At 64.8% G+C, this 18,556-nt stretch carries 20 protein-coding genes; 12 read left to right on the forward strand and 8 right to left on the reverse strand.

The window, feature by feature from the left end; all coding sequences use genetic code 11:
- Positions 1 to 15 precede the first annotated feature (15 nt).
- The gene (locus LXM94_RS05535) at positions 16 to 813 is read left to right on the forward strand and encodes an FAD binding domain-containing protein (RefSeq protein WP_235770161.1); all 798 of its coding nucleotides are present in this window, start codon (positions 16 to 18) and stop codon (positions 811 to 813) included.
- Positions 814 to 1,059: 246 nt separating this feature from the next.
- Positions 1,060 to 2,274 carry a 5-aminolevulinate synthase gene (gene hemA, locus LXM94_RS05540; RefSeq protein WP_235770162.1) on the forward strand — a complete coding sequence of 405 codons (1,215 nt, stop codon included), beginning with the start codon at positions 1,060 to 1,062 and terminating at the stop codon, positions 2,272 to 2,274.
- Between the two features lie 20 nt (positions 2,275 to 2,294).
- Here hemA and dxr read toward each other — a convergent pair whose 3' ends face one another.
- Complete coding sequence (dxr, locus tag LXM94_RS05545) at positions 2,295 to 3,470, reverse strand: 1-deoxy-D-xylulose-5-phosphate reductoisomerase (RefSeq protein WP_235770163.1); 1,176 nt, start codon at positions 3,468 to 3,470, stop codon at positions 2,295 to 2,297.
- A gap of 219 nt (positions 3,471 to 3,689) precedes the next feature.
- Here dxr and LXM94_RS05550 point away from each other — a divergent pair, with 219 nt between their 5' ends.
- The 3 genes from LXM94_RS05550 to LXM94_RS05560 all read left to right on the forward strand — a co-directional run bounded on the left by LXM94_RS05550 (position 3,690) and on the right by LXM94_RS05560 (position 5,217).
- Positions 3,690 to 4,403, forward strand: coding sequence for an META domain-containing protein (locus LXM94_RS05550; RefSeq protein WP_235770164.1), 714 nt, complete (start codon positions 3,690 to 3,692; stop codon positions 4,401 to 4,403).
- Between the two features lie 38 nt (positions 4,404 to 4,441).
- Entirely contained in the window at positions 4,442 to 4,822 is a 381-nt protein-coding gene (locus LXM94_RS05555; RefSeq protein ID WP_235770165.1) for a CAP-Gly domain protein, read from the forward strand.
- Between the two features lie 167 nt (positions 4,823 to 4,989).
- Positions 4,990 to 5,217: a hypothetical protein gene (locus LXM94_RS05560; RefSeq protein WP_235770166.1), complete on the forward strand. Its 228-nt coding sequence runs from the start codon at positions 4,990 to 4,992 to the stop codon at positions 5,215 to 5,217.
- A gap of 130 nt (positions 5,218 to 5,347) precedes the next feature.
- Here the strand turns inward: LXM94_RS05560 and LXM94_RS05565 are convergent, their stop codons facing one another.
- Positions 5,348 to 6,511, reverse strand: a complete 1,164-nt coding sequence (locus tag LXM94_RS05565; RefSeq protein ID WP_235770167.1) for a M20 aminoacylase family protein — start codon at positions 6,509 to 6,511, stop codon at positions 5,348 to 5,350.
- Positions 6,512 to 6,689: 178 nt separating this feature from the next.
- Between LXM94_RS05565 and LXM94_RS05570 the strand changes: the two genes are divergently transcribed.
- Positions 6,690 to 7,763, forward strand: coding sequence for a D-alanyl-D-alanine carboxypeptidase family protein (locus LXM94_RS05570; RefSeq protein WP_235770180.1), 1,074 nt, complete (start codon positions 6,690 to 6,692; stop codon positions 7,761 to 7,763).
- An 11-nt stretch (positions 7,764 to 7,774) separates the two neighbouring features.
- Complete coding sequence (locus LXM94_RS05575) at positions 7,775 to 8,926, forward strand: CobW family GTP-binding protein (protein ID WP_235770168.1); 1,152 nt, start codon at positions 7,775 to 7,777, stop codon at positions 8,924 to 8,926.
- A gap of 12 nt (positions 8,927 to 8,938) precedes the next feature.
- Here the strand turns inward: LXM94_RS05575 and LXM94_RS05580 are convergent, their stop codons facing one another.
- The 5 genes from LXM94_RS05580 to LXM94_RS05600 all read right to left on the reverse strand — a co-directional run bounded on the left by LXM94_RS05580 (position 8,939) and on the right by LXM94_RS05600 (position 13,037).
- A complete protein-coding gene (locus LXM94_RS05580; RefSeq protein WP_235770169.1) occupies positions 8,939 to 9,187 on the reverse strand; it encodes a sulfurtransferase TusA family protein in 249 nt (82 codons plus the stop codon).
- Entirely contained in the window at positions 9,184 to 10,710 is a 1,527-nt protein-coding gene (locus tag LXM94_RS05585) for a L,D-transpeptidase family protein (RefSeq protein ID WP_235770170.1), read from the reverse strand. The genes LXM94_RS05580 and LXM94_RS05585 overlap by 4 nt, the downstream gene beginning before the upstream one ends.
- A gap of 200 nt (positions 10,711 to 10,910) precedes the next feature.
- Positions 10,911 to 11,864 carry an acetyl-CoA carboxylase carboxyltransferase subunit alpha gene (locus tag LXM94_RS05590; RefSeq protein ID WP_235770171.1) on the reverse strand — a complete coding sequence of 318 codons (954 nt, stop codon included), beginning with the start codon at positions 11,862 to 11,864 and terminating at the stop codon, positions 10,911 to 10,913.
- A 73-nt stretch (positions 11,865 to 11,937) separates the two neighbouring features.
- On the reverse strand, positions 11,938 to 12,891 hold the full coding sequence (locus LXM94_RS05595) for a site-specific tyrosine recombinase XerD (RefSeq protein WP_235770172.1): 954 nt from the start codon (positions 12,889 to 12,891) through the stop codon (positions 11,938 to 11,940).
- Positions 12,888 to 13,037, reverse strand: a complete 150-nt coding sequence (locus LXM94_RS05600) for a hypothetical protein (RefSeq protein WP_235770173.1) — start codon at positions 13,035 to 13,037, stop codon at positions 12,888 to 12,890. The genes LXM94_RS05595 and LXM94_RS05600 overlap by 4 nt, the downstream gene beginning before the upstream one ends.
- Before the next feature lie 149 nt (positions 13,038 to 13,186).
- Between LXM94_RS05600 and LXM94_RS05605 the strand changes: the two genes are divergently transcribed.
- Genes LXM94_RS05605 through LXM94_RS05615 form a run of 3 tightly spaced genes read left to right on the forward strand, consistent with a single transcriptional unit; the run spans position 13,187 to position 16,210 of the window.
- The gene (locus LXM94_RS05605) at positions 13,187 to 13,768 is read left to right on the forward strand and encodes a shikimate kinase (RefSeq protein ID WP_235770174.1); all 582 of its coding nucleotides are present in this window, start codon (positions 13,187 to 13,189) and stop codon (positions 13,766 to 13,768) included.
- Positions 13,769 to 13,772: 4 nt separating this feature from the next.
- The gene (aroB, locus tag LXM94_RS05610) at positions 13,773 to 14,906 is read left to right on the forward strand and encodes a 3-dehydroquinate synthase (protein WP_235770175.1); all 1,134 of its coding nucleotides are present in this window, start codon (positions 13,773 to 13,775) and stop codon (positions 14,904 to 14,906) included.
- Positions 14,903 to 16,210, forward strand: a complete 1,308-nt coding sequence (locus tag LXM94_RS05615) for an HlyC/CorC family transporter (RefSeq protein WP_235770176.1) — start codon at positions 14,903 to 14,905, stop codon at positions 16,208 to 16,210. Before aroB ends, LXM94_RS05615 begins: the two co-directional genes overlap by 4 nt.
- 264 nt (positions 16,211 to 16,474) lie before the next feature.
- Here the strand turns inward: LXM94_RS05615 and LXM94_RS05620 are convergent, their stop codons facing one another.
- Complete coding sequence (locus tag LXM94_RS05620; protein WP_235770177.1) at positions 16,475 to 16,756, reverse strand: BolA family protein; 282 nt, start codon at positions 16,754 to 16,756, stop codon at positions 16,475 to 16,477.
- 111 nt (positions 16,757 to 16,867) lie between these two features.
- Here LXM94_RS05620 and LXM94_RS05625 point away from each other — a divergent pair, with 111 nt between their 5' ends.
- Both LXM94_RS05625 and cobS read left to right on the forward strand, forming a co-directional pair.
- Complete coding sequence (locus LXM94_RS05625) at positions 16,868 to 17,497, forward strand: J domain-containing protein (protein ID WP_235770181.1); 630 nt, start codon at positions 16,868 to 16,870, stop codon at positions 17,495 to 17,497.
- Positions 17,498 to 17,560: 63 nt separating this feature from the next.
- Positions 17,561 to 18,556, forward strand: a 996-nt coding sequence (gene cobS, locus LXM94_RS05630) for a cobaltochelatase subunit CobS (protein ID WP_235770178.1), incomplete at its 3' end; no start/stop codon positions are given.

An 18,556-nucleotide genomic window follows, 5' to 3' on the forward strand; every position in this document is an offset into this window, starting at 1 on the left:
CGGGAGACGGGACCTATGTATGCTACCAATTACCATCGCGCCTCCTCCGTGGACGAGGCCGTTACGCTGAAGACGAATGCCGAAGACGGCAAATATGTCTCAGGCGGCATGACGCTGATTCCGACCATGAAGCAGCGTCTTGCAGCGCCGAGCGACCTGATCGACCTGCGGCATGTCGCCGACATGAAGGGCATTTCCGTGTCCGGCAGCCGGGTGCGGATCGGCGCCGCGACGACACATGCGGAGGTGGCCGCCTCGGGCGAGCTGGCACGAGCCTGCCCGGCGATCTGCAGCCTTGCCTCGCATATCGGCGATCCGCATGTGCGCCACATGGGCACGATCGGCGGCTCGATCGCCAACAATGACCCGGCGGCCGACTATCCGTCGGCGATGGTGGCGCTCGGCGCGACCATCGTGACGAACCGGCGCGAGATCGCTGCGGACGCCTTCTTCACGGGGCTTTTCGAGACGGCGCTCGACGACGGCGAGATCGTGACGGCGGTGACCTTCGAGACGCCGGAGAAGGCCGCCTATTCGAAATTCCCCAATCCTGCCTCGCGTTATGCGATGGCCGGCGTCTTCGTCGCAAAAGCGACGGACGGCACGGTACGCGTCGGCGTCACTGGCGCTGGTTCGAACGGCGTTTTCCGGCACGCGGGCATGGAACAGGCGCTCGCCGCGAACTGGTCCGCCGAGGCGCTTTCGAGCACTTCCGTCGACGCTGCGGACATGCTGGCCGATATCCACGGCAGCGCCGACTACCGGGCCAATCTCGTGAAAGTGATGGCAAAGCGGGCGGTCGCGGCAGCGTGAAGCCGCGCGTTTCGTGAAACTGTGATGATTAAAAGGACGGTATCGCCCGTCCTTTTTCATTGAGACTTGACACACATCAACCCAGAATGGCTTTTGGGCCTGTAAGCTAGTTTGGAATGGTTCAAATGTCGGCGCCGATTTGCCGCAGCCGGAACGGTTGCGGCCCGCCACACCCGGGTGTAGTCCCGGACGGCAAGACAATGACCGTGTCCGTATGAGAATGCCGACTGTCGGCCGGAGACCGCGATGGATTTCGAAAGCTTCTTCAAGACTGCGCTGGATGGCCTGCATCAGGAAGGGCGCTACCGCGTCTTCGCCGACCTGAAGCGCCACAAGGGGGAGTTTCCGAGGGCGACGCGCCACACGGCCGACGGTATGCAGGAAGTGACGGTCTGGTGTTCCAACGACTATCTCGGCATGGGGCAGCATCCGGTCGTGACCGAAGCTATGAAACGGGCGATCGACGAATGCGGCGCGGGCGCCGGCGGCACACGCAATATCTCCGGAACCAACCACTACCATGTCCTTCTGGAGCGCGAACTCGCCGACCTGCACGGCAAAGAGGCGGCGCTGCTCTTCACGTCGGGCTACGTGTCCAACTGGGCCGCACTCGGTACGCTCTGTTCGAAGATTCCCGGCGTCATCGTCTTCTCGGACGCCGGGAATCACGCGTCGATGATCGAGGGGATCCGGCACTCCAAGTGCGAACGCGTCATTTGGAAGCACAATGACATCAGGGATCTCGAGACAAAGCTCGCCGCGGCCGATCCGCGTGCGCCGAAGATCGTCGCCTTCGAATCGGTCTATTCGATGGACGGCGACATCGCGCCGATCAAGGAGATCTGCGACATCGCCGAGCGCTACGGCGCGATGACCTATCTCGACGAGGTGCACGCGGTCGGCATGTATGGTCCGCGCGGCGGCGGCATCGCCGAGCGCGAGGGCCTGATGCATCGCCTCACGGTCATCGAGGGCACGCTCGGCAAGGCCTTCGGCGTCATGGGTGGCTACATTGCAGCCTCCGCGGCGCTTTGCGACTTCATCCGTTCCTTCGCCTCGGGCTTCATCTTCACGACGGCGCTGCCGCCGGCGCTCGCGGCAGGGGCGCTCGCCTCGATCCAGCACCTGAAGGTCAGCCAGCAGGAACGTTTTGCGCATCAGGAACGCGTGCGGCGCCTGCGCGCGCTGCTCGACAAGAACGGCATCCCGCACATGCCGAATCCGAGCCACATCGTGCCGGTCATCGTCGGCGATGCGGCGAAGTGCAAGTGGATATCCGACCTGCTGCTCGACCATTTCGGCGTCTACGTCCAGCCGATCAACTATCCGACCGTGCCGAAGAAGACCGAGCGCCTGCGCATCACGCCGACGCCGCTGCATTCGGATGCGGATATCGAGCATCTCGTCGGTGCGTTGCATTCGCTCTGGTCGCGTTGCGCGCTGGCCCGCGCGGTCGCCTGAGACGATCCGGAAAGCGAAGTTTACCCAATGAGCCGGGCGGCCAGCCGCCGGGCTTCGTCGTCTGCGGCGAACACATCGTCCATCGCGGAAGCGGCCGGGACGGCGGCGAGCCGCTCCATGACCGCCTCGGTGATCTCGGCCATGTCGAGAAATCCGATGCGGCCGGCGATGAAGGCCTCGAGCGCCACTTCCTTTGCTCCGTTCAGCACCGTGCCCTGGACGCCGCCCCGCTGCATGGCGACACGCGCGAGGCGGAGCGCGGGGAAGCGCGCCTCGTCCGGTGCCTCGAAATCCAGGCGGGCGAGCTTCGTGAAGTCGAGCCGTTCGACCGGCAGGCTGCAGCGCTGCGGATAGGTGAGCGCATAGCCGATTGCCGTGCGCATGTCGGGGCTGCCGAGCTGCGCGAGCACCGAGCCGTCGGAGTAGGCGACCATCGAATGCACGACCGATTGCGGGTGCACGATCACCTCGATCTGCTCCGGCGCGACTGAAAAGAGATGCCGCGCCTCGATCATCTCCAGCGCCTTGTTGAACATCGATGCGCTGTCGATGGAGATCTTGAGGCCCATTGACCAGTTCGGATGCGCGCGCGCGGTGTCCGCTGTGACGCCCTTCATTTCAGCGAGCGGCCAGGTGCGGAACGGTCCGCCGGATGCAGTCAGGATGATGCGTTCCAGCGCATGGCGCTGATCGCCTTCGAGCACCTGGAAGATGGCATTGTGCTCGCTGTCGACCGGCAGAAGCCGGCCGCCGCCGCGACGGACGGCGTCGACGAAGAGCGGTCCCGCCGAGACGAGGCATTCCTTGTTGGCGAGCGCGATGTCGGCGCCACGACCTGCGGCGGCCAGCGTCGGGGCAAGGCCGGCATTGCCGACAATTGCCGCCATGACCCAGCCGGCGTCCCGTTCGGCCGCCTCCACCAGCCCGGAGCGGCCGGCGGCGACCGCGATGCCGGTGCCGGCAAGCGCCTGCTTCAGCTCGGAATACTGGGTCTCGTCGGCCGTCACGGCGAGTTCCGCGCCGAAGGCGACGGCCTGGCTTGCCAGCAGCGCCACGTTGCCGTTGCCGGTCAACGCGACCATCTCGAAGGCGTCGCGGCCGCCGAGGCGCGCGACGACGTCGAGCGTGCTCCTGCCGATCGAACCGGTCGAGCCGAGGATGGTGAGGCGGCGTTTGCTCGCGGCGCCCGTAGCCATGCAGTCTTCCCTGTCGTTCTTCTGGTTCACGAGGCTCTACAGGTGAAAATGTCCGGCAACAAGGCTTCTGCCACATTTGCCTTCTAGCTTTTCGATGCGCCGCTTTCGACGGCTTGACCTTTTTCGCAGAGCGGCCATAACGTTCGGCGAAACTTCCTTTACGCCCGGTCCTGCGAGGGGCTCCGTGCGTTCGAGAGAATGAGACAGGAGAGCGTATCCGTGTTCAGGTCCACCGCTGTTCTTGCGGCCATCGTCACGTTGTCCTGTTGTTCCGCAGCGGCGGCCCAGACGCAAGTGCCTGTCGGTCTCGGCGGTGCCTGGCAGGCACAGGACATCGGCGGCAACGCCGTCATCGAGAACCTGCAGACGACGCTCGACATCCGCGAGGACGGCACCTATGGCGGCAATGGCGGCTGCAACACCTATCGCGGCAACCTCAAGGTCGAGGAGAACGGGCTCATTACCTTCGCGCCTGCGGCCGCGACACGCAAGATGTGCGCGCCCGCCATCATGGACCAGGAACAGAAGTTCTTCGATGCGCTTGGCACGGTGAAGTCCTGGCGGCTCGAAAACGGCACGCTGCAGCTTGCCGACAAGGATGGCGGCCATGTCATTCGCCTGTCGGTGCTGAACCGGGGGACCGAGATCACCCTGCGCCTGCCGCAGACGGCGGCGGTCGACCGGCAGACGGTGAACTACGGCTGTGACGACGGCGCGAATTTCGCGGTCGAATACATTAACGCCGGCGCTGTGTCGCTCGCGGTGCTGACCATCGGTGACGCGTCGATCGTCACGAGCAGCGTCATCGCCGGGTCGGGCGCAAAGTATGCCGGCGGAAAATACGAATGGTGGACAAAGGGCGACGAGGCGACGCTCTACGACCTCACCAGGGGCGAGACGGCACCCGGCGTGCTCTGCCGCAAGGCATCCTGATCGCCGGCTGTCCATAACATTCCAAACGGAGGCGGGACATGGTTACGTTTCGTGTCGGCCAGAAGGTCGTCTGTGTCGACGACCGGTTCAGGAACGTGTCGATCGACCAGGGCATCCGCAAGGGCCAGATCTATACGGTCCGCTGGGCGGGCCATTACCGCCACTATGTCGACGGTGACTTCTACGGCATCAAGCTGATGGAGCTCTATCGCGGCAATGACGACGGGCCGGAAGGTTACGGTGCCGTCGACATGCCGTTCCGTGCCTCGCGGTTCCGCCCGCTCGTGCGCGATCGGGTCCGCGAGATGCTTGGCATGCGCGCGCCGGCGCCGCGCGTCGAGAAACGGGGCTCTGTGGTGCCGTCTGTCCGCAAGCCCGCGGACGAGAAGGTACCCCAGAAGGAAAACGAGCCCGTCTGAATTCCGCACGCGGTGCGGATGGTGCCGTCCCGGGAACGGGACCGCCGGCGGTTGCGAGGCGCCACGCCTCATCCTGTTCCATGCGAAACAGCGCGTGGCTTTCTCCCGTGGGATAGTCGGATCACTGGATGGAACGAACCATCCGCCGACCCCAGAGGAGAACCGCAATGCGCAAGATCATGCTGTCCGCCGTCGTCGCCACCGTCGCCGCCGTTTCCTTCGCCGCACCGTCGCAGGCCGGCGGCGTCTATTTCGGCTTCGGCCACGGCCATCACCACGGCGGCTACGTCACCGTCTATGACGGCTATGGCTACGGCCACTGCTACTGGAAGAAGATCCGCCGCTACAACAAGTGGGGCGACCTCGTCATCAAGCGCGTCCGCGTCTGCCGCTGACCTGAAAGCCAATATGACGGAGCTTTCCTTCTGACCTTCTGCGATCCCGGTGCGCATGCCCCTTCGTGCCGGTATCGATCCTCCCCGACTGGCCCGGCTGACATCCCTGCAGCCGGGTCTTTTTTGCCGGTCAGGCCGCCGCCAGGCGGTGTTCGGCGAGTCGCACCCAGTAGCTGACGCCGTAGGGAATCGCCTCGTCGTTGAAATCGTAGGCCGGATGATGCAGGCCCGCCGTATCACCGTTGCCGATGAAGACGAAGCTGCCGGGCCGCGACAGCAGCATGTAGGAAAAGTCCTCGCCGCCCATCATCGGGTCCAGCGCATCGTTGACATTCGCCGCGCCGGCAATTTCCGCCGCCGTCGCAAGCGCATGGCCCGTTTCCCTGATGTGGTTGACGGTCACCGGATAGTTCCGGTGGTAGGAGACGCGGGCCTTCGCCCCGAGTGCTGTCGCCGTACCCTCGGCGATCTGGCGCAGGCGGATTTCCGCCTCGTCGCGCATGGCGTTGCTCAGGGTCCGGACCGTTCCGGCAAGATGCGCCTCCTCGGGGATGACATTGTGCGCGAAGCCGGCGTTGAACTTGGTGACGGAAACGACGAGCGAGGCGATCGGATCGGTGCTGCGCGAGACGATGCTCTGCAGTGCCGTCACGACTTGCGCGCCGACGACGATCGGGTCGATCGTCTTGTGCGGCATCGCGGCATGGCCGCCGCGGCCGGTGATCGTGATGGTGAATTCGTCCGTCGCGGCCATGACCGGGCCGGGCCGCGTGCCGAACTGCCCGACCGGCATTCCCGGCAGGTTGTGCATGCCGTAGACCTCTTCGATCGCGAAGCGCTCCATCATGCCGTCCCTGACCATCTCGTTGCCGCCGCCGCCGCCTTCCTCGGCGGGCTGGAAGATCACCGCGACGTTGCCGGAAAAATTGCGGGTCTCGGCCAGATATCTGGCCGCTCCGAGCAGCATGGCCGTATGCCCGTCATGGCCGCAGGCGTGCATCTTGCCGCCCGTGCGCGAAGCCCAGGGCTTGCCACTCGTCTCGGTGATCGGAAGTGCGTCCATGTCGGCGCGAAGGCCTATCGTCCGGCCGGGCGCCCGGCCGCGGATCAGGCCGACCACGCCGGTGCGGCCGACGCCGGTCGCAACCTCGTCGACGCCGAATTCCCTGAGTTTTCCGGCGACGAAGGCTGCTGTCTGCTCCACCGCAAAGAGAATTTCCGGATTCTGGTGAAGATGCCTGCGCCAGGCGGCGATCTCGTCCTGCAGTTCCGCGGCGCGGTTCAGTATCGGCATGAAAGGTCCTGTCTTGTCACTTCGACCGAAAAATCCGGCCTCCATCGTCGGATGGCTTTGCCATCACCATGCCATATAGGCTAAATAGGGGGACGTTTCGAGACAAATCCCGATTTTCGAGGACAGGCCCTTGTTGACGACTGGACGATTCTTTCGCCGGGAAACCGCGTTCTTTGGAATTGCGGTCGCGGTCGCCGTTTCCTTCCTGGCGAACAGCGCCGTTGCGGCGGGCGGCCCCCGGATGCTGGTCGACGTCAAGACGCTGAAGGTCATCGAGCATCGCGACGCCTTCGTCAAATGGTATCCCGCGTCTCTGACGAAGCTGATGACCGCCTATACCGTCTTCCGGGCGATCAAGGCGGGCGAGGTGACGCTGGAGACGCCGGTCGTCATGTCGAAGGCGGCCGCCTCCGAGCCGCCGAGCAAGATGTATTTCAAGCCGGGCCAGGCGATGACGCTCGACAGCGCGCTGAAGATCATCCTCGTCAAATCCGCCAACGACGTGTCGGTGGCGATCGCCGAGACGATCGCCGGCTCCGAGACCGCCTTTGTCAACCGCATGAACCAGGAAGCCGCCCGCATCGGCATGCGTTCATCGCGCTTCGTCAACCCGAACGGCCTGCCGGGCAAGGGCCAGTATACGACGGCCTGGGATCTGGCAGTGCTGGCGGTCACGCTGAAGCGCGAGTTTCCGCAATATGCGCCCTATTTCGCGCTGGAAGGCTTCACCACCGGCAAGAAGCAATATCCGAACTACAACATGCTGATTGGCCGTTTCGACGGCGCCGACGGCATGAAGACAGGTTTCATCTGCGCGTCGGGCTTCAATCAGGTGTCGTCGGCGACACGCGGCGGGCGCAGCATCGTCTCCGTCGTGCTCGGCGAGGAGAGCCTCGGGGCGCGGGCGGACGAATCCGCGCGCATGCTGCAGAAGGGGCTGACGGTCAGCGGCCAGGGCCTGCCGACGATCGGCCAGCTTGCGCCCTATGGCGAGACGGCCGAGGTCACGGATATCTCGACGGAAATCTGCTCGAAGCATGCGGCGAAGGTCCGCAGCGAAGGTCGGGACGAGGCTGGCCGGCAGAAGCTCACGTCGCCCTATATCCACGAGCTCGACCGCCCCCTGAAGCTGGTCTATGCCGGGCTTATGTCCGGTGGAGCGGCCAAGGCCGCCGGCACGGAACAGGCGGCGCTCGGCGACGGCGGCGAGATCGCGAACGTGCCGATTCCGAAGCCGCGGCCCACCTTCTGATCGGAGCGTCCATGTCCCATGCGGAGCGTACCGTCCCGGTCTCCATCCTGACCGGATTCCTTGGCGCGGGGAAGACGACCCTGCTCAACCGGTTGCTGAAGCATCCGGCGCTTGCCGACACGGCGGTGATCATCAACGAATTCGGCGAAGTCGGCATCGACCACCTTCTGGTCGAGCAGTCCGGCGACGGCATCATCGAACTTTCCGACGGCTGCCTCTGCTGCACCATCCGCGGCGAACTGGTGGATACGCTGGCCGATCTGATGGACCGCATGCAGACGGGGCGTATCGCGGCCCTGAAGCGCGTCATCGTCGAGACCACCGGGCTCGCCGATCCGGCGCCTGTGCTTCAGGCCGTGATGGGCAATCCGGTGATCGCCCATTCGTTCCGGCTCGATGGCGTCGTGACCGTCGTCGATGCGGCGAACGGCCTCGCCACCCTGCGCAATCATCCGGAAGCCGTGAAACAGGCGGCGGTCGCGGACCGGGTGGTCGTGACGAAGACGGCACTGGCTGCGGGCGATGGCCGGGATGTGCTTCTTGCCGAACTGCGCCGCCTCAATCCGCGCGCCCCGATCATCGATGCGGACGACGGGGATGCCGTGACGCCGGCACTCTTCGCCTGCGGTCTGTACGACCCGGACACGAAGCTGCCGGACGTCAGGCGCTGGCTCAGCGACGAGCAGGTAGCGCCGCATCATGATCATGAGCACCACCACCATGCCGACGATCATCACGGCTATCACGATCACGCGAGGCACGGCCACGACGTGACCCGGCACGATGCCAGCATCCGCTCCTTCAGCATCATCCACGATCGCCCCGTCGATCCGATGGCGCTCGACATGTTCATCGACCTGCTGCGCTCGGCCCATGGCGAGCGCCTGCTGCGCATGAAGGCGATCGTTGCCGTCTCGGACAAGCCGGACCGGCCGGTGGTGCTGCACGGCGTGCAGAGCGTCTTCCATCCGCCGCAGCGGCTTGCCGCCTGGCCCGACCCGTCGGACCGCCGCACGCGCATGGTGCTGATCACCAGGGATCTGCCGGAGGCGTTCGTGCGCGACCTGTTCGACGCCTTCACCGGCACGCCGAACGTGGACCGGCCGGACCGCGCGGCGCTGGAGAGCAACCCGCTCGCCGTCGCCGGCATCCGGCTCGGCTGAACGGCCGTCGGCTCAGGAGCCCTTGCGGATCAGGAAACGATGGCCGGTTGCCGTGGCAAGGCTGGATTCCAGCGCATGGCCGTCCTCGGCGCAGAAATGCGGGATGTCGATCACCGCGAGAGCATCGCTCGTCTCCACCCAGAGCCGCTCGCCTTGCCGCATCGCCGCCAGGCGCTTGCGCGTCTTCAACACCGGCAACGGGCATTTGAGGCCGCGCAGGTCGTAGGTCTCGACGACACCGGCGGAGGGTGCGGCCGTCATTTCTTCCAGAACTTCCAGAAGGGCGTCTCCTCCGAAGCGGCGTTAGCATCCGTAGCGGGCGCGGCGACGATGACCGGCGTCGTGTCGTCGACTCCGGTTGCCGGAGTGCCTGCTGTCACCGCGTCGGCGGTGGCCGCCGCCTGTTGGCCGGCCGAAGGCTTCACCTGCTGCTCGGTTTCGGCTGCCGCCGTCCCCGGATCGGCGACGACAGACGTGCTCCCGTCTTTCGTGTCCACATCGGGCTGGGGGTTGCCGACAGACGCGATCAGCTTCTTCCAGAACGGCTGGTTGTCGCCGTTCTCCTTTTCCTCGGCTGCGGCAGGGTTCGGCTTTTCCGCAGGCACCGCGACACCATCCTGCGTCAGCCTGCCCGCGGCCTGCATTTCGGCGCGCGTTTCCGCGATGTCGGCCTCAGCGTCCGCGACTTCTTTCGCCTTGCGCTCCTCTTCACGCTGGCGTGCCCGCTCGGCCATTTCCTCCCGGCGCCTGGCTTCGGCCTCGGCCCGCTTCTTGGCGGCCTCGATCTCGCGCACCGTCATCAGCTTGCCGGCGTCGAGCGACGTGCCGGTCGGCGCATAGGCGAGTTCACGGCCCTCGCGCTGCTCGGCGACGATCGCCTTGCGCTGGGCTTCGCTTGGCTCGATCCAGACCTTGTCCCTGTATTTCTTCATCGCGGTCTCGTACTGAGACGCGTAGGACTTGTTGAAGGCCGTCATCGCCGCTTCGAGCTGGGCGGGCGCCGACATCGCCGGACAGCCGCCCGTCGGATTGAGCTTGCCGTCGCTCTGCTGGTTGAAGACATATTTCCGGTCGCAGACCTGCACCTCGGGCGGGCGCTTGGTCACCTGAAAGTGGTCGTAGCCGACCTTCAGCATCTTCCAGAACTCGATATTCGGATTGTCGCGGTGGCGCGCCATGTTCTCGGCGGTCATGCGGAAGGGGAACGCCTGAAGCTGGATGGTGTCCTGACCGCCCTTGAATGCATCGCGGGCGAAGGCGAAAATCTCCAGCATCTGTTCGTCGCTCATCGAGTAGCAGCCCGACGACGAACACGCGCCATGGATCATCAGATGGCTGCCCGATCGGCCGTTGGCCCGGTCATAGGTGTTCGGATAACCGGTGTTGATCGCGAGATAGTAGCTGGAGTTCGGATTGAGATGGGCGCGCGACAGCGGGTAGAAGCCTTCGGGGGCCTGCCGGTCGCCTTCCTTCACCTTCGGGCCCAGCTTCCCGGACCAGGCACAGATCTTGTAGCTTTTGACCATCTGGAAGCGGTTGGACCGGTCGGCCTTCCAGACCTCCAGCATACCTTCTTCCTTCACGATCCGGATCATCAGCGGTGCCTGGCGGTCGATATTGAGCGATGCCATGCGCGACAGGACGGTGTTGGAAAGCTGATACTCGACCTTGTTCTTGACCGTCTTTACGTCAACGGTCGGGCCGACGGAATCGAGCGTCTCATTGGTGCAGCCGGCGGCGGCCACGGCCAGAAGCGAAACAGCAGCAAGAACGGTCAGGCGCATCAAGGACAATCCGAAAAACGTCAAGCGATTCGCGTGGTGCGGCAAGGAGACTTACCCGGCTCATGCTTCACAAAGAGTTACCGGTCAAGCTTTCGCCAGGCTCGCGTGCTGTCGGGTTCTCTGACACGACGAATGTGGCCAAGATTTGGTCATGTTCGCGGGGCCGGGACGAAACCGTGAAACGCGCTGCCGGCAAAACATCACAATTGGCGACCGATGTTAAGATAGCGTTGGCGGCGGTCCTTGCGAAGCTGGTCGCCGGGCTTGGCGGAGAGCTCCTTCAAAGCTTCGGCGATGGCATCGCCGGTCGCGGAAATCATGGCCTCGGGGTCGCGATGCGCGCCGCCGACCGGCTCGGGAATGATGCCGTCGATGATGCCAAGGGACTTCAGATCCTCCGCGGTGATCTTCATGTTGCTCGCGGCCTCCTTGGCGCGCGTCGAGTCGCGCCAGAGGATGGAGGCGGCGCCTTCCGGCGAGATCACGCTGTATATCGCGTGTTCGAGCATGTAGACGCGGTCGCCGGTGGCGATGGCGATGGCGCCCCCCGAGCCGCCCTCGCCGAGAACGACCGAGACGATCGGAACCTTGACGTTGAGACACATCTCGGTCGAGCGGGCAATGGCTTCGGCCTGGCCGCGCTCTTCCGCGCCGATGCCGGGATAGGCGCCGGCCGTATCGATGAGCGTGATGACGGGCAGACCGAAACGGTCGGCCATTTCCATGATCCGGATCGCCTTGCGATAGCCCTCCGGCCGTGCGCTGCCGAAATTGTGCCTTAGGCGCGACTTGGTGTCGTTGCCCTTCTCCTGGCCGATGATCGCGACCGGCTGGCCGCGGAAGCGGCCGAGCCCGGCCTGTATCGCCTGATCTTCCGCGAACTTGCGATCGCCCGCAAGCGGCGTGAACTCCTCGAAGAGCTGCGCGGCATAGTCGAGGAAATGCGGTCGCGAGGGATGGCGGGCGACCTGCGTCTTCTGCCATGGCGTCAGCTTGGAATAGATGTCCACCATGGCCTCTCGCGCACGCACCTCGAGGCGGGAGACTTCGTCGGACGTATCGATGCTCTCGTCTTCCTCGGCGAGCTTGCGCAACTCATGGATCTTGCCTTCCAGGTCCGAGATGGGTTTTTCGAAGTCGAGATAATTGTGCATGAGATGCGTTTCCGATCGTTTGCTCCAACTGGCCCGGGTTGCCCTTGGCGGCCGCGGACGGCGGTTGGCGGTCCTAATCCGGTTTTTTTGCCTGTTTGGCAAGGGGGTGATGGGTCTGGACGAGCTGATGCAGCCGCTCCTCCAGCACATGTGTGTAGATTTGCGTCGTCGATATGTCCGAATGACCGAGCAGTTCCTGGACGGCCCTCAGATCCGCCCCGTTCTGCAGCAGATGGCTGGCGAAAGCGTGGCGGATTATGTGGGGCGACAGGCTCACGGCACGGATGCCGGCCCGGCCGGCAAGCGCCTTGAGGTCGCGCGCGAAGACCTGGCGTGGCAGATGGCCTTCCCTGCTTGCGGCGGGGAAGAGGAAGGGCACGTTTCGGATGGCTTCGTTGCGCTCCCGCTCCAGCTCCAGCGCGGCAGCATAGGTTTCGAGCGCGGCGAGGGCGGCGCGTGATAAAGGCACCAGGCGCTCCTTGTTGCCCTTGCCGCGGATCAGCAGAAAGCGCCCGGCCTGTGTCTGCGCGGTTGCCGGTAGCGAGACGAGTTCGCTGACGCGCATGCCGGTGGCATAGAGAAGCTCGACGAGGAGATGCATGCGCTTGCGGCCGAACTGCCCGTTGCCCGGTTCGCGCGCCTCGTCCTCGGCCCGGGCGATGAGCCGCGTCACGTCGTCGACGGAGAGAGCCTTCGGCAGGCTTCGCTGCTTCCTCGGCGCGTCCAGCACGCCGGTCGGGTCATCGGGCCTGATCCCTTCGGCATAGAGGAACTTGTAGAACTGCCGGAGGGCCGACAGGCGCCGCGCCTGGGACGATGCCTTGAAGCCGGCGGCGGCGAGATGGCGGAGATAGGCGCGCAGGTCGTCCGGATTTGCGCCGGACATGCCGACACCGGCGCGGCCAAGGAACGACCGCGCGTCGTCCAGATCCCGCCCGTAGGACTGCAGCGTGTTGGCGGCAGCGCCGCGCTCGGCGCTCATCATTTCCAGGAATGCCTCGATATGCAGGCCGGAGCGGTCGGTCATGGATCCTTGTTCACCCGTTCCGAGGGGATGCGGATGGTGACCTCCCGTTCCGTCGGGTCCACGAAAGTCACCAGCGCCACCATCGTTCCGTAGACCATGCCGACAACGACGGCGCAGAAGAACAGGAAGCGAAAAAGGGTCGGCATGGAGGCTCCTCGTGGCTTGTTCCTATATCGCCTCCGCGCGCCGCCAGCGCAAGGCGGGCCGGTGCGCCGGATACCGCGAGGCTTGACGCTCGGGCCGCTTTTGTCGATACGGGAGACAGGAGCGTCGTTACCAGAGGCCGTGATCCGCAATGACAGAGACGATCGACAAGGCGCCTCCGCGGCTGGCCGACCGGGCGCGTGCCGTCCTCGGCAAGCGCAACCTCGTGCTGATCGGCCTGATGGGGGCGGGAAAGTCGGCCGTCGGGCGGCTGACGGCGCAGGCCCTCGGCGTTCCCTTCGTCGATTCCGACCACGAGATCGAGCGCGTCTCGCGCATGACGATCCCGGAACTGTTCGCCGCCTATGGCGAGCCGGAGTTCCGGGCGCTGGAGGCGCGCGTCATCAAACGCCTGCTCAAGACGGGCCCTCGCGTGCTCTCGACGGGGGGCGGTGCCTTTATCAACGAAACGAGCCGCAAATATATCAGGCGCGGCGGACTCACCGTCTGGCTCAAAGCCGATCTCGACGTGCTCTGGGAACGTGTCACCAAGCGCGACAACCGGCCGCTCCTCAAGACGGAAAACCCCAGGCAGACGCTGGAAAATCTGATGAACGCGCGTTATCCGATCTATGCGGAGGCCGATCTCACCGTCATCTCGCGCGACGTGCGCAAGGAGGTCATGGTCGACGAAGTGCTCTCCGCGATCGCAGCGAGCGGATCCGAGAAGTGAGATCATGAACAGCCACGCCATGTCCACCGCCCGTCGCCAGGTTCGCGTCGAACTCGGCGACCGTTCCTACGACATTCTTATCGGGTCGGGATTGATCGCCGCTGCCGGCGGGGAGATCGCGACGCGCCTCAAGGGGCGCAAGGTGGCGGTGATCACGGACGAGCATGTTGCGCCGCTCTATCTCGACGCTTTCATGAAAGCCATGACCGACAGCGGCATCGCTGCCGTTTCGCAGATCCTGCCGGCGGGCGAGAAGACCAAGAGCTTCGAGCACCTCATGACGGTCTGCGACGGCGTTCTCGCCGCCCGCATCGAACGCAACGACGCCGTGGTGGCGCTCGGCGGCGGCGTCATCGGCGACCTCACGGGCTTTGCGGCCGGCATCGTCCGGCGCGGGTCGCGCTTCATCCAGGTGCCGACCTCGCTGTTGGCACAGGTCGATTCCTCCGTCGGCGGCAAGACCGGCATCAATTCCGCGCACGGCAAGAACCTGATCGGTGTCTTCCACCAGCCGGACCTCGTGCTTGCCGATACCGACGTGCTCGATACGCTGTCACAGCGCGAATTCCGGGCCGGCTATGCCGAGGTGGCGAAATACGGTCTTATAGACAAGCCCGACTTCTTCGCCTGGCTGGAGAAGAACTGGCGCGAGATCTTCGCGGGTGGCGCGGCGCGCAGCGAGGCGATCGCAGTCAGCTGCCAGGCCAAGGCCGACGTGGTGGCGGCCGACGAGCGGGAAAACGGGCAGCGGGCGCTCCTGAACCTCGGGCATACTTTCGGCCATGCCCTCGAGGCCGCGACCGCCTATGACAGCCGGAGGCTGGTCCACGGCGAGGGCGTGGCGATCGGCATGGTGCTGGCACATCAATTCTCGGCACGTCTCAATCTCGCAAGCCCCGACGACAGCAAGCGCGTGGCGTCCCACCTGAAGGATGTCGGCCTGCCGGTCTCGATGGATGAAATCCCGGGCGGCTTGCCGCCCGCCGAGGTGCTGATGAATGCAATCGCGCAGGACAAGAAGGTGAAGTCCGGCAAGCTTGCCTTCATCCTCACGCGCGGCATCGGCCAGTCCTTTGTCGCTGACGACGTCCCGGCGTCGGAGGTCCTGAGCTTCCTCAAGGAGAGGCTTCCCGGATGACGACCGAGAGCGTCGCGACCTTTCTGTCTGAATACTGGCTGATCCTCCTTTCGGTTTTCGGCCTGATCGCCGCGTCCGCCTTCTTCTCGGGATCCGAGACGGCGCTGACAGCCGCCTCGCGCGCGCGCATGCACACGCTGGAGAACAACGGCGAGAAGCGGGCGGGGCTTGTCAATTCGCTCATCGAGCGCCGCGACCGGCTGATCGGCGCCCTGCTGATCGGCAACAACCTCGTCAACATCCTGGCGTCCTCGCTGACCACCAGCCTCTTTCTCGGTCTCTTCGGGGATTCGGGCGTCGCGATCGCGACGATCGCGATGACCTTGCTGCTCGTGATCTTTTCGGAAGTGCTGCCGAAGAGCTGGGCGATCTCGTCGCCCGACCGCTTCGCGCTGTTCGTCGCGCCGGCGGTCAGGCTGTTCGTCGTGGTCGCCGGCCCGCTCTCCAGCGCCGTCAACGCGATCGTCCGCTTCATCCTCGGCATTTTCGGCGTCACGCTCGCAAACGACGTGCCCATGCTGACGGCGCATGAGGAACTGCGCGGGGCGGTGGACCTGCTCCATCGCGAGGGCTCGGTGATCAAGGCCGACCGGGACCGGTTGGGCGGCATTCTCGACCTCGGCGAGCTCGAAGTGTCGGACATTATGATCCACCGTACGGCGATGCGGGCGATCAACGCCGACGATCCGCCAGAAGTCATCGTCCGCACCGTGCTCGAAAGCCCCTATACGCGCATGCCGCTTTGGCGGGGCTCGACCGACAACATCGTCGGTGTCGTGCATGCCAAGGACCTGCTGCGCGCGCTCGCCGAACCCAACATGGAGCCGCAGTATCTCGACGTCACGAAGATTGCGCAGAAGCCGTGGTTCGTGCCCGACACGACGAACCTGAAGGAGCAGCTCAACGCTTTCCTGCGCCGCAAGGGGCACTTCGCGATCGTCGTCGACGAATATGGCGAGGTGCAGGGCTTGGTGACGCTGGAGGACATTCTCGAGGAAATCGTCGGAGACATTTCCGACGAGCACGACATCGACATCCAGGGCGTGCGGCAGGAAGCCGACGGTTCGATCGTCGTCGACGGCAGCGTGCCGATCCGTGACCTCAACCGAGCCCTTGACTGGTCCTTGCCGGACGAGGAGGCGACGACCATCGCCGGGCTCGTGATCCACGAATCGAAATCGATTCCGGAAGAGCGGCAGGCCTTCACCTTCTACGGCAAGCGCTTCATCGTGATGAAGCGGGTGAAGAACCGCATCACACGTCTGCGGATACGCCCCGCCGACGATCTGACGACCACGGCGTGAGATCAGGACCGGGCCTGACCGATATCACCATGAACGATCCCGACCCCCAGGGATCTGCTTCGTCCAGCCGATCATTCTGAAAGGTCTGAACGCCGAACGCCTTTTCGATGAGCCGCCTGGTCCCGGCCTCGCAACTATGGTGCTCACAGGCGTCCGCATCGGTCCGGCTGGTGCAGCCGCGTCAGATTCGGTCGGTGGCCTGACCGTTCGCCCCCCCTTGCCGGTCGACGGGATGGAACGATGGCCATACCGTGCGGTTCCCGTTCACCAGCGGGTCGGTTCCCCGGGGGCGGCGGCCTCGATCGCCAGCGCGTGCAGTCCTGCCTCGAACTCGTCCGCGAGAAGCGCATTGACGGCGCGATGGCGTGCGACGCGGCTCATGCCCGCAAAGGCGCTCGCAACGATGCGGACACGCATGTGGGTCTCGCCCTCGCCGGAAAAGCCCGGCCCGTGCCCGGCATGCTGGTGGCTTTCGTTCACCACCTCCAGCCGCTCTGGTGAAAAGGCGTCCGACAACCTATCTTCAATGCGGGATTTCAGTGTCATGCCGTGTTCCCGGCTGTCTCGGGCTGGGCTTTGCCCTTCGAAAAGGGTTCCCACAAAGCCAGCAACAATCCTCTTTGTCAATTCTTGTTGTGGCCTCGGCCGAGGCCCATAATTGAGGCCATGAAACTCGATTCCAAATATTTCGACCGGATCCGCACGCGTCGGCGCGTGGAGCGGCCGGAGCGTACGGCACCCGTCTGCCAGTGGGACGGTTGCGAGGAGAATGCGGCGCATCGCGCGCCCGTCGGCCGCAATGCCGAGGGGCAATTCTTCATGTTCTGTTTCGAGCACGTGAAGGAATACAACAAGGGCTACAATTATTTCTCCGGCCTGTCGGACACGGAGATTGCCCGCTACCAGAAGGAGGCGATTACCGGCCATCGTCCGACCTGGACGATGGGGGTGAACAAGTCCGCGAAAAACGGCCCGGCGCAGGGGCAGACCCGGTCCGGCTCGGCCGGGGCGCAGCAGCGCATGCGTGATCCCTTCGGCTTCTTCGAGCAGGGCCGCCGTTCGGCGCGCATGGAGCCGCGGGCGCGCAAGCTGAAGACGCTCGAAGCCAAGGCGTTCGATACGCTCGGGCTCCACGCGGCGGCCACGACGCAGGAAATCAAGGCCGCCTACAAGGAACTGGTGAAGAAGCACCACCCCGACGCGAATGGCGGAGACAGGGGATCGGAAGAGCGTTTTCGCGCCGTCATTCAAGCATACCAATTGTTAAAGCAGGCAGGCTTCTGCTAGAGCAGGGGCGGCGGAATTGCATTTACAGGACGGGCGCGCGATGGCGCCCGTCGCGGAGACATGATGAGCAAGATCGACATTGATATTTCCAACCTCCCGGACACCTCCGTATCGGTGCGGGAGGTCTTCGGCATTGACACGGACATCCGCGTTCCCGCCTATTCGAAAGCCGACGCCTATGTACCGGACCTCGATCCGGACTATCTCTTCGACCGCGAGACGACACTCGCGATCCTTGCCGGTTTCGCCCACAACCGCCGGGTCATGGTCTCCGGCTATCACGGCACGGGCAAGTCCACGCACATCGAGCAGGTCGCGGCACGACTCAACTGGCCCTGCGTGCGTGTCAACCTCGACAGCCATGTCAGCCGTATCGATCTTGTCGGCAAGGACGCGATCGTCGTCAAGGACGGGCTGCAGGTCACCGAGTTCAAGGATGGCATCCTGCCCTGGGCCTACCAGCACAATGTGGCGCTCGTCTTCGACGAATATGATGCCGGCCGTCCGGACGTCATGTTCGTCATCCAGCGCGTCCTGGAATCCTCGGGCCGCCTGACGCTGCTCGACCAGAGCCGCGTCATCCGGCCGCATCCCGCCTTCCGCCTCTTCGCGACGGCAAACACGGTCGGCCTCGGCGACACGACCGGCCTCTATCACGGCACCCAGCAGATCAACCAGGCCCAGATGGACCGCTGGTCGATCGTCACCACGCTCAACTACCTGCCGCACGACAACGAGGTCAACATCGTCGCGGCCAAGGTGAAGGGCATGTCCGGCCGGAAGGACGGTCGCGACACGATCTCGCGCATGGTGCGCGTCGCCGACCTGACGCGCGCCGCCTTCATCAACGGCGATCTTTCGACGGTCATGAGCCCCCGTACGGTCATCACCTGGGCCGAGAACGCGGAAATCTTCGGCGACGTCGCCTTCGCCTTCCGCGTCACGTTCCTCAACAAGTGCGACGAGCTGGAGCGGGCGCTGGTCGCCGAGCACTACCAGCGGGCCTTCGGCGTCGAACTGAAGGAGAGCGCGGCGAACATCGTGCTGGAGGCGACGGCC

The organism is Rhizobium alarense, assembly GCF_021555155.1.
GTDB lineage: Bacteria > Pseudomonadota > Alphaproteobacteria > Rhizobiales > Rhizobiaceae > Rhizobium_D > Rhizobium_D alarense.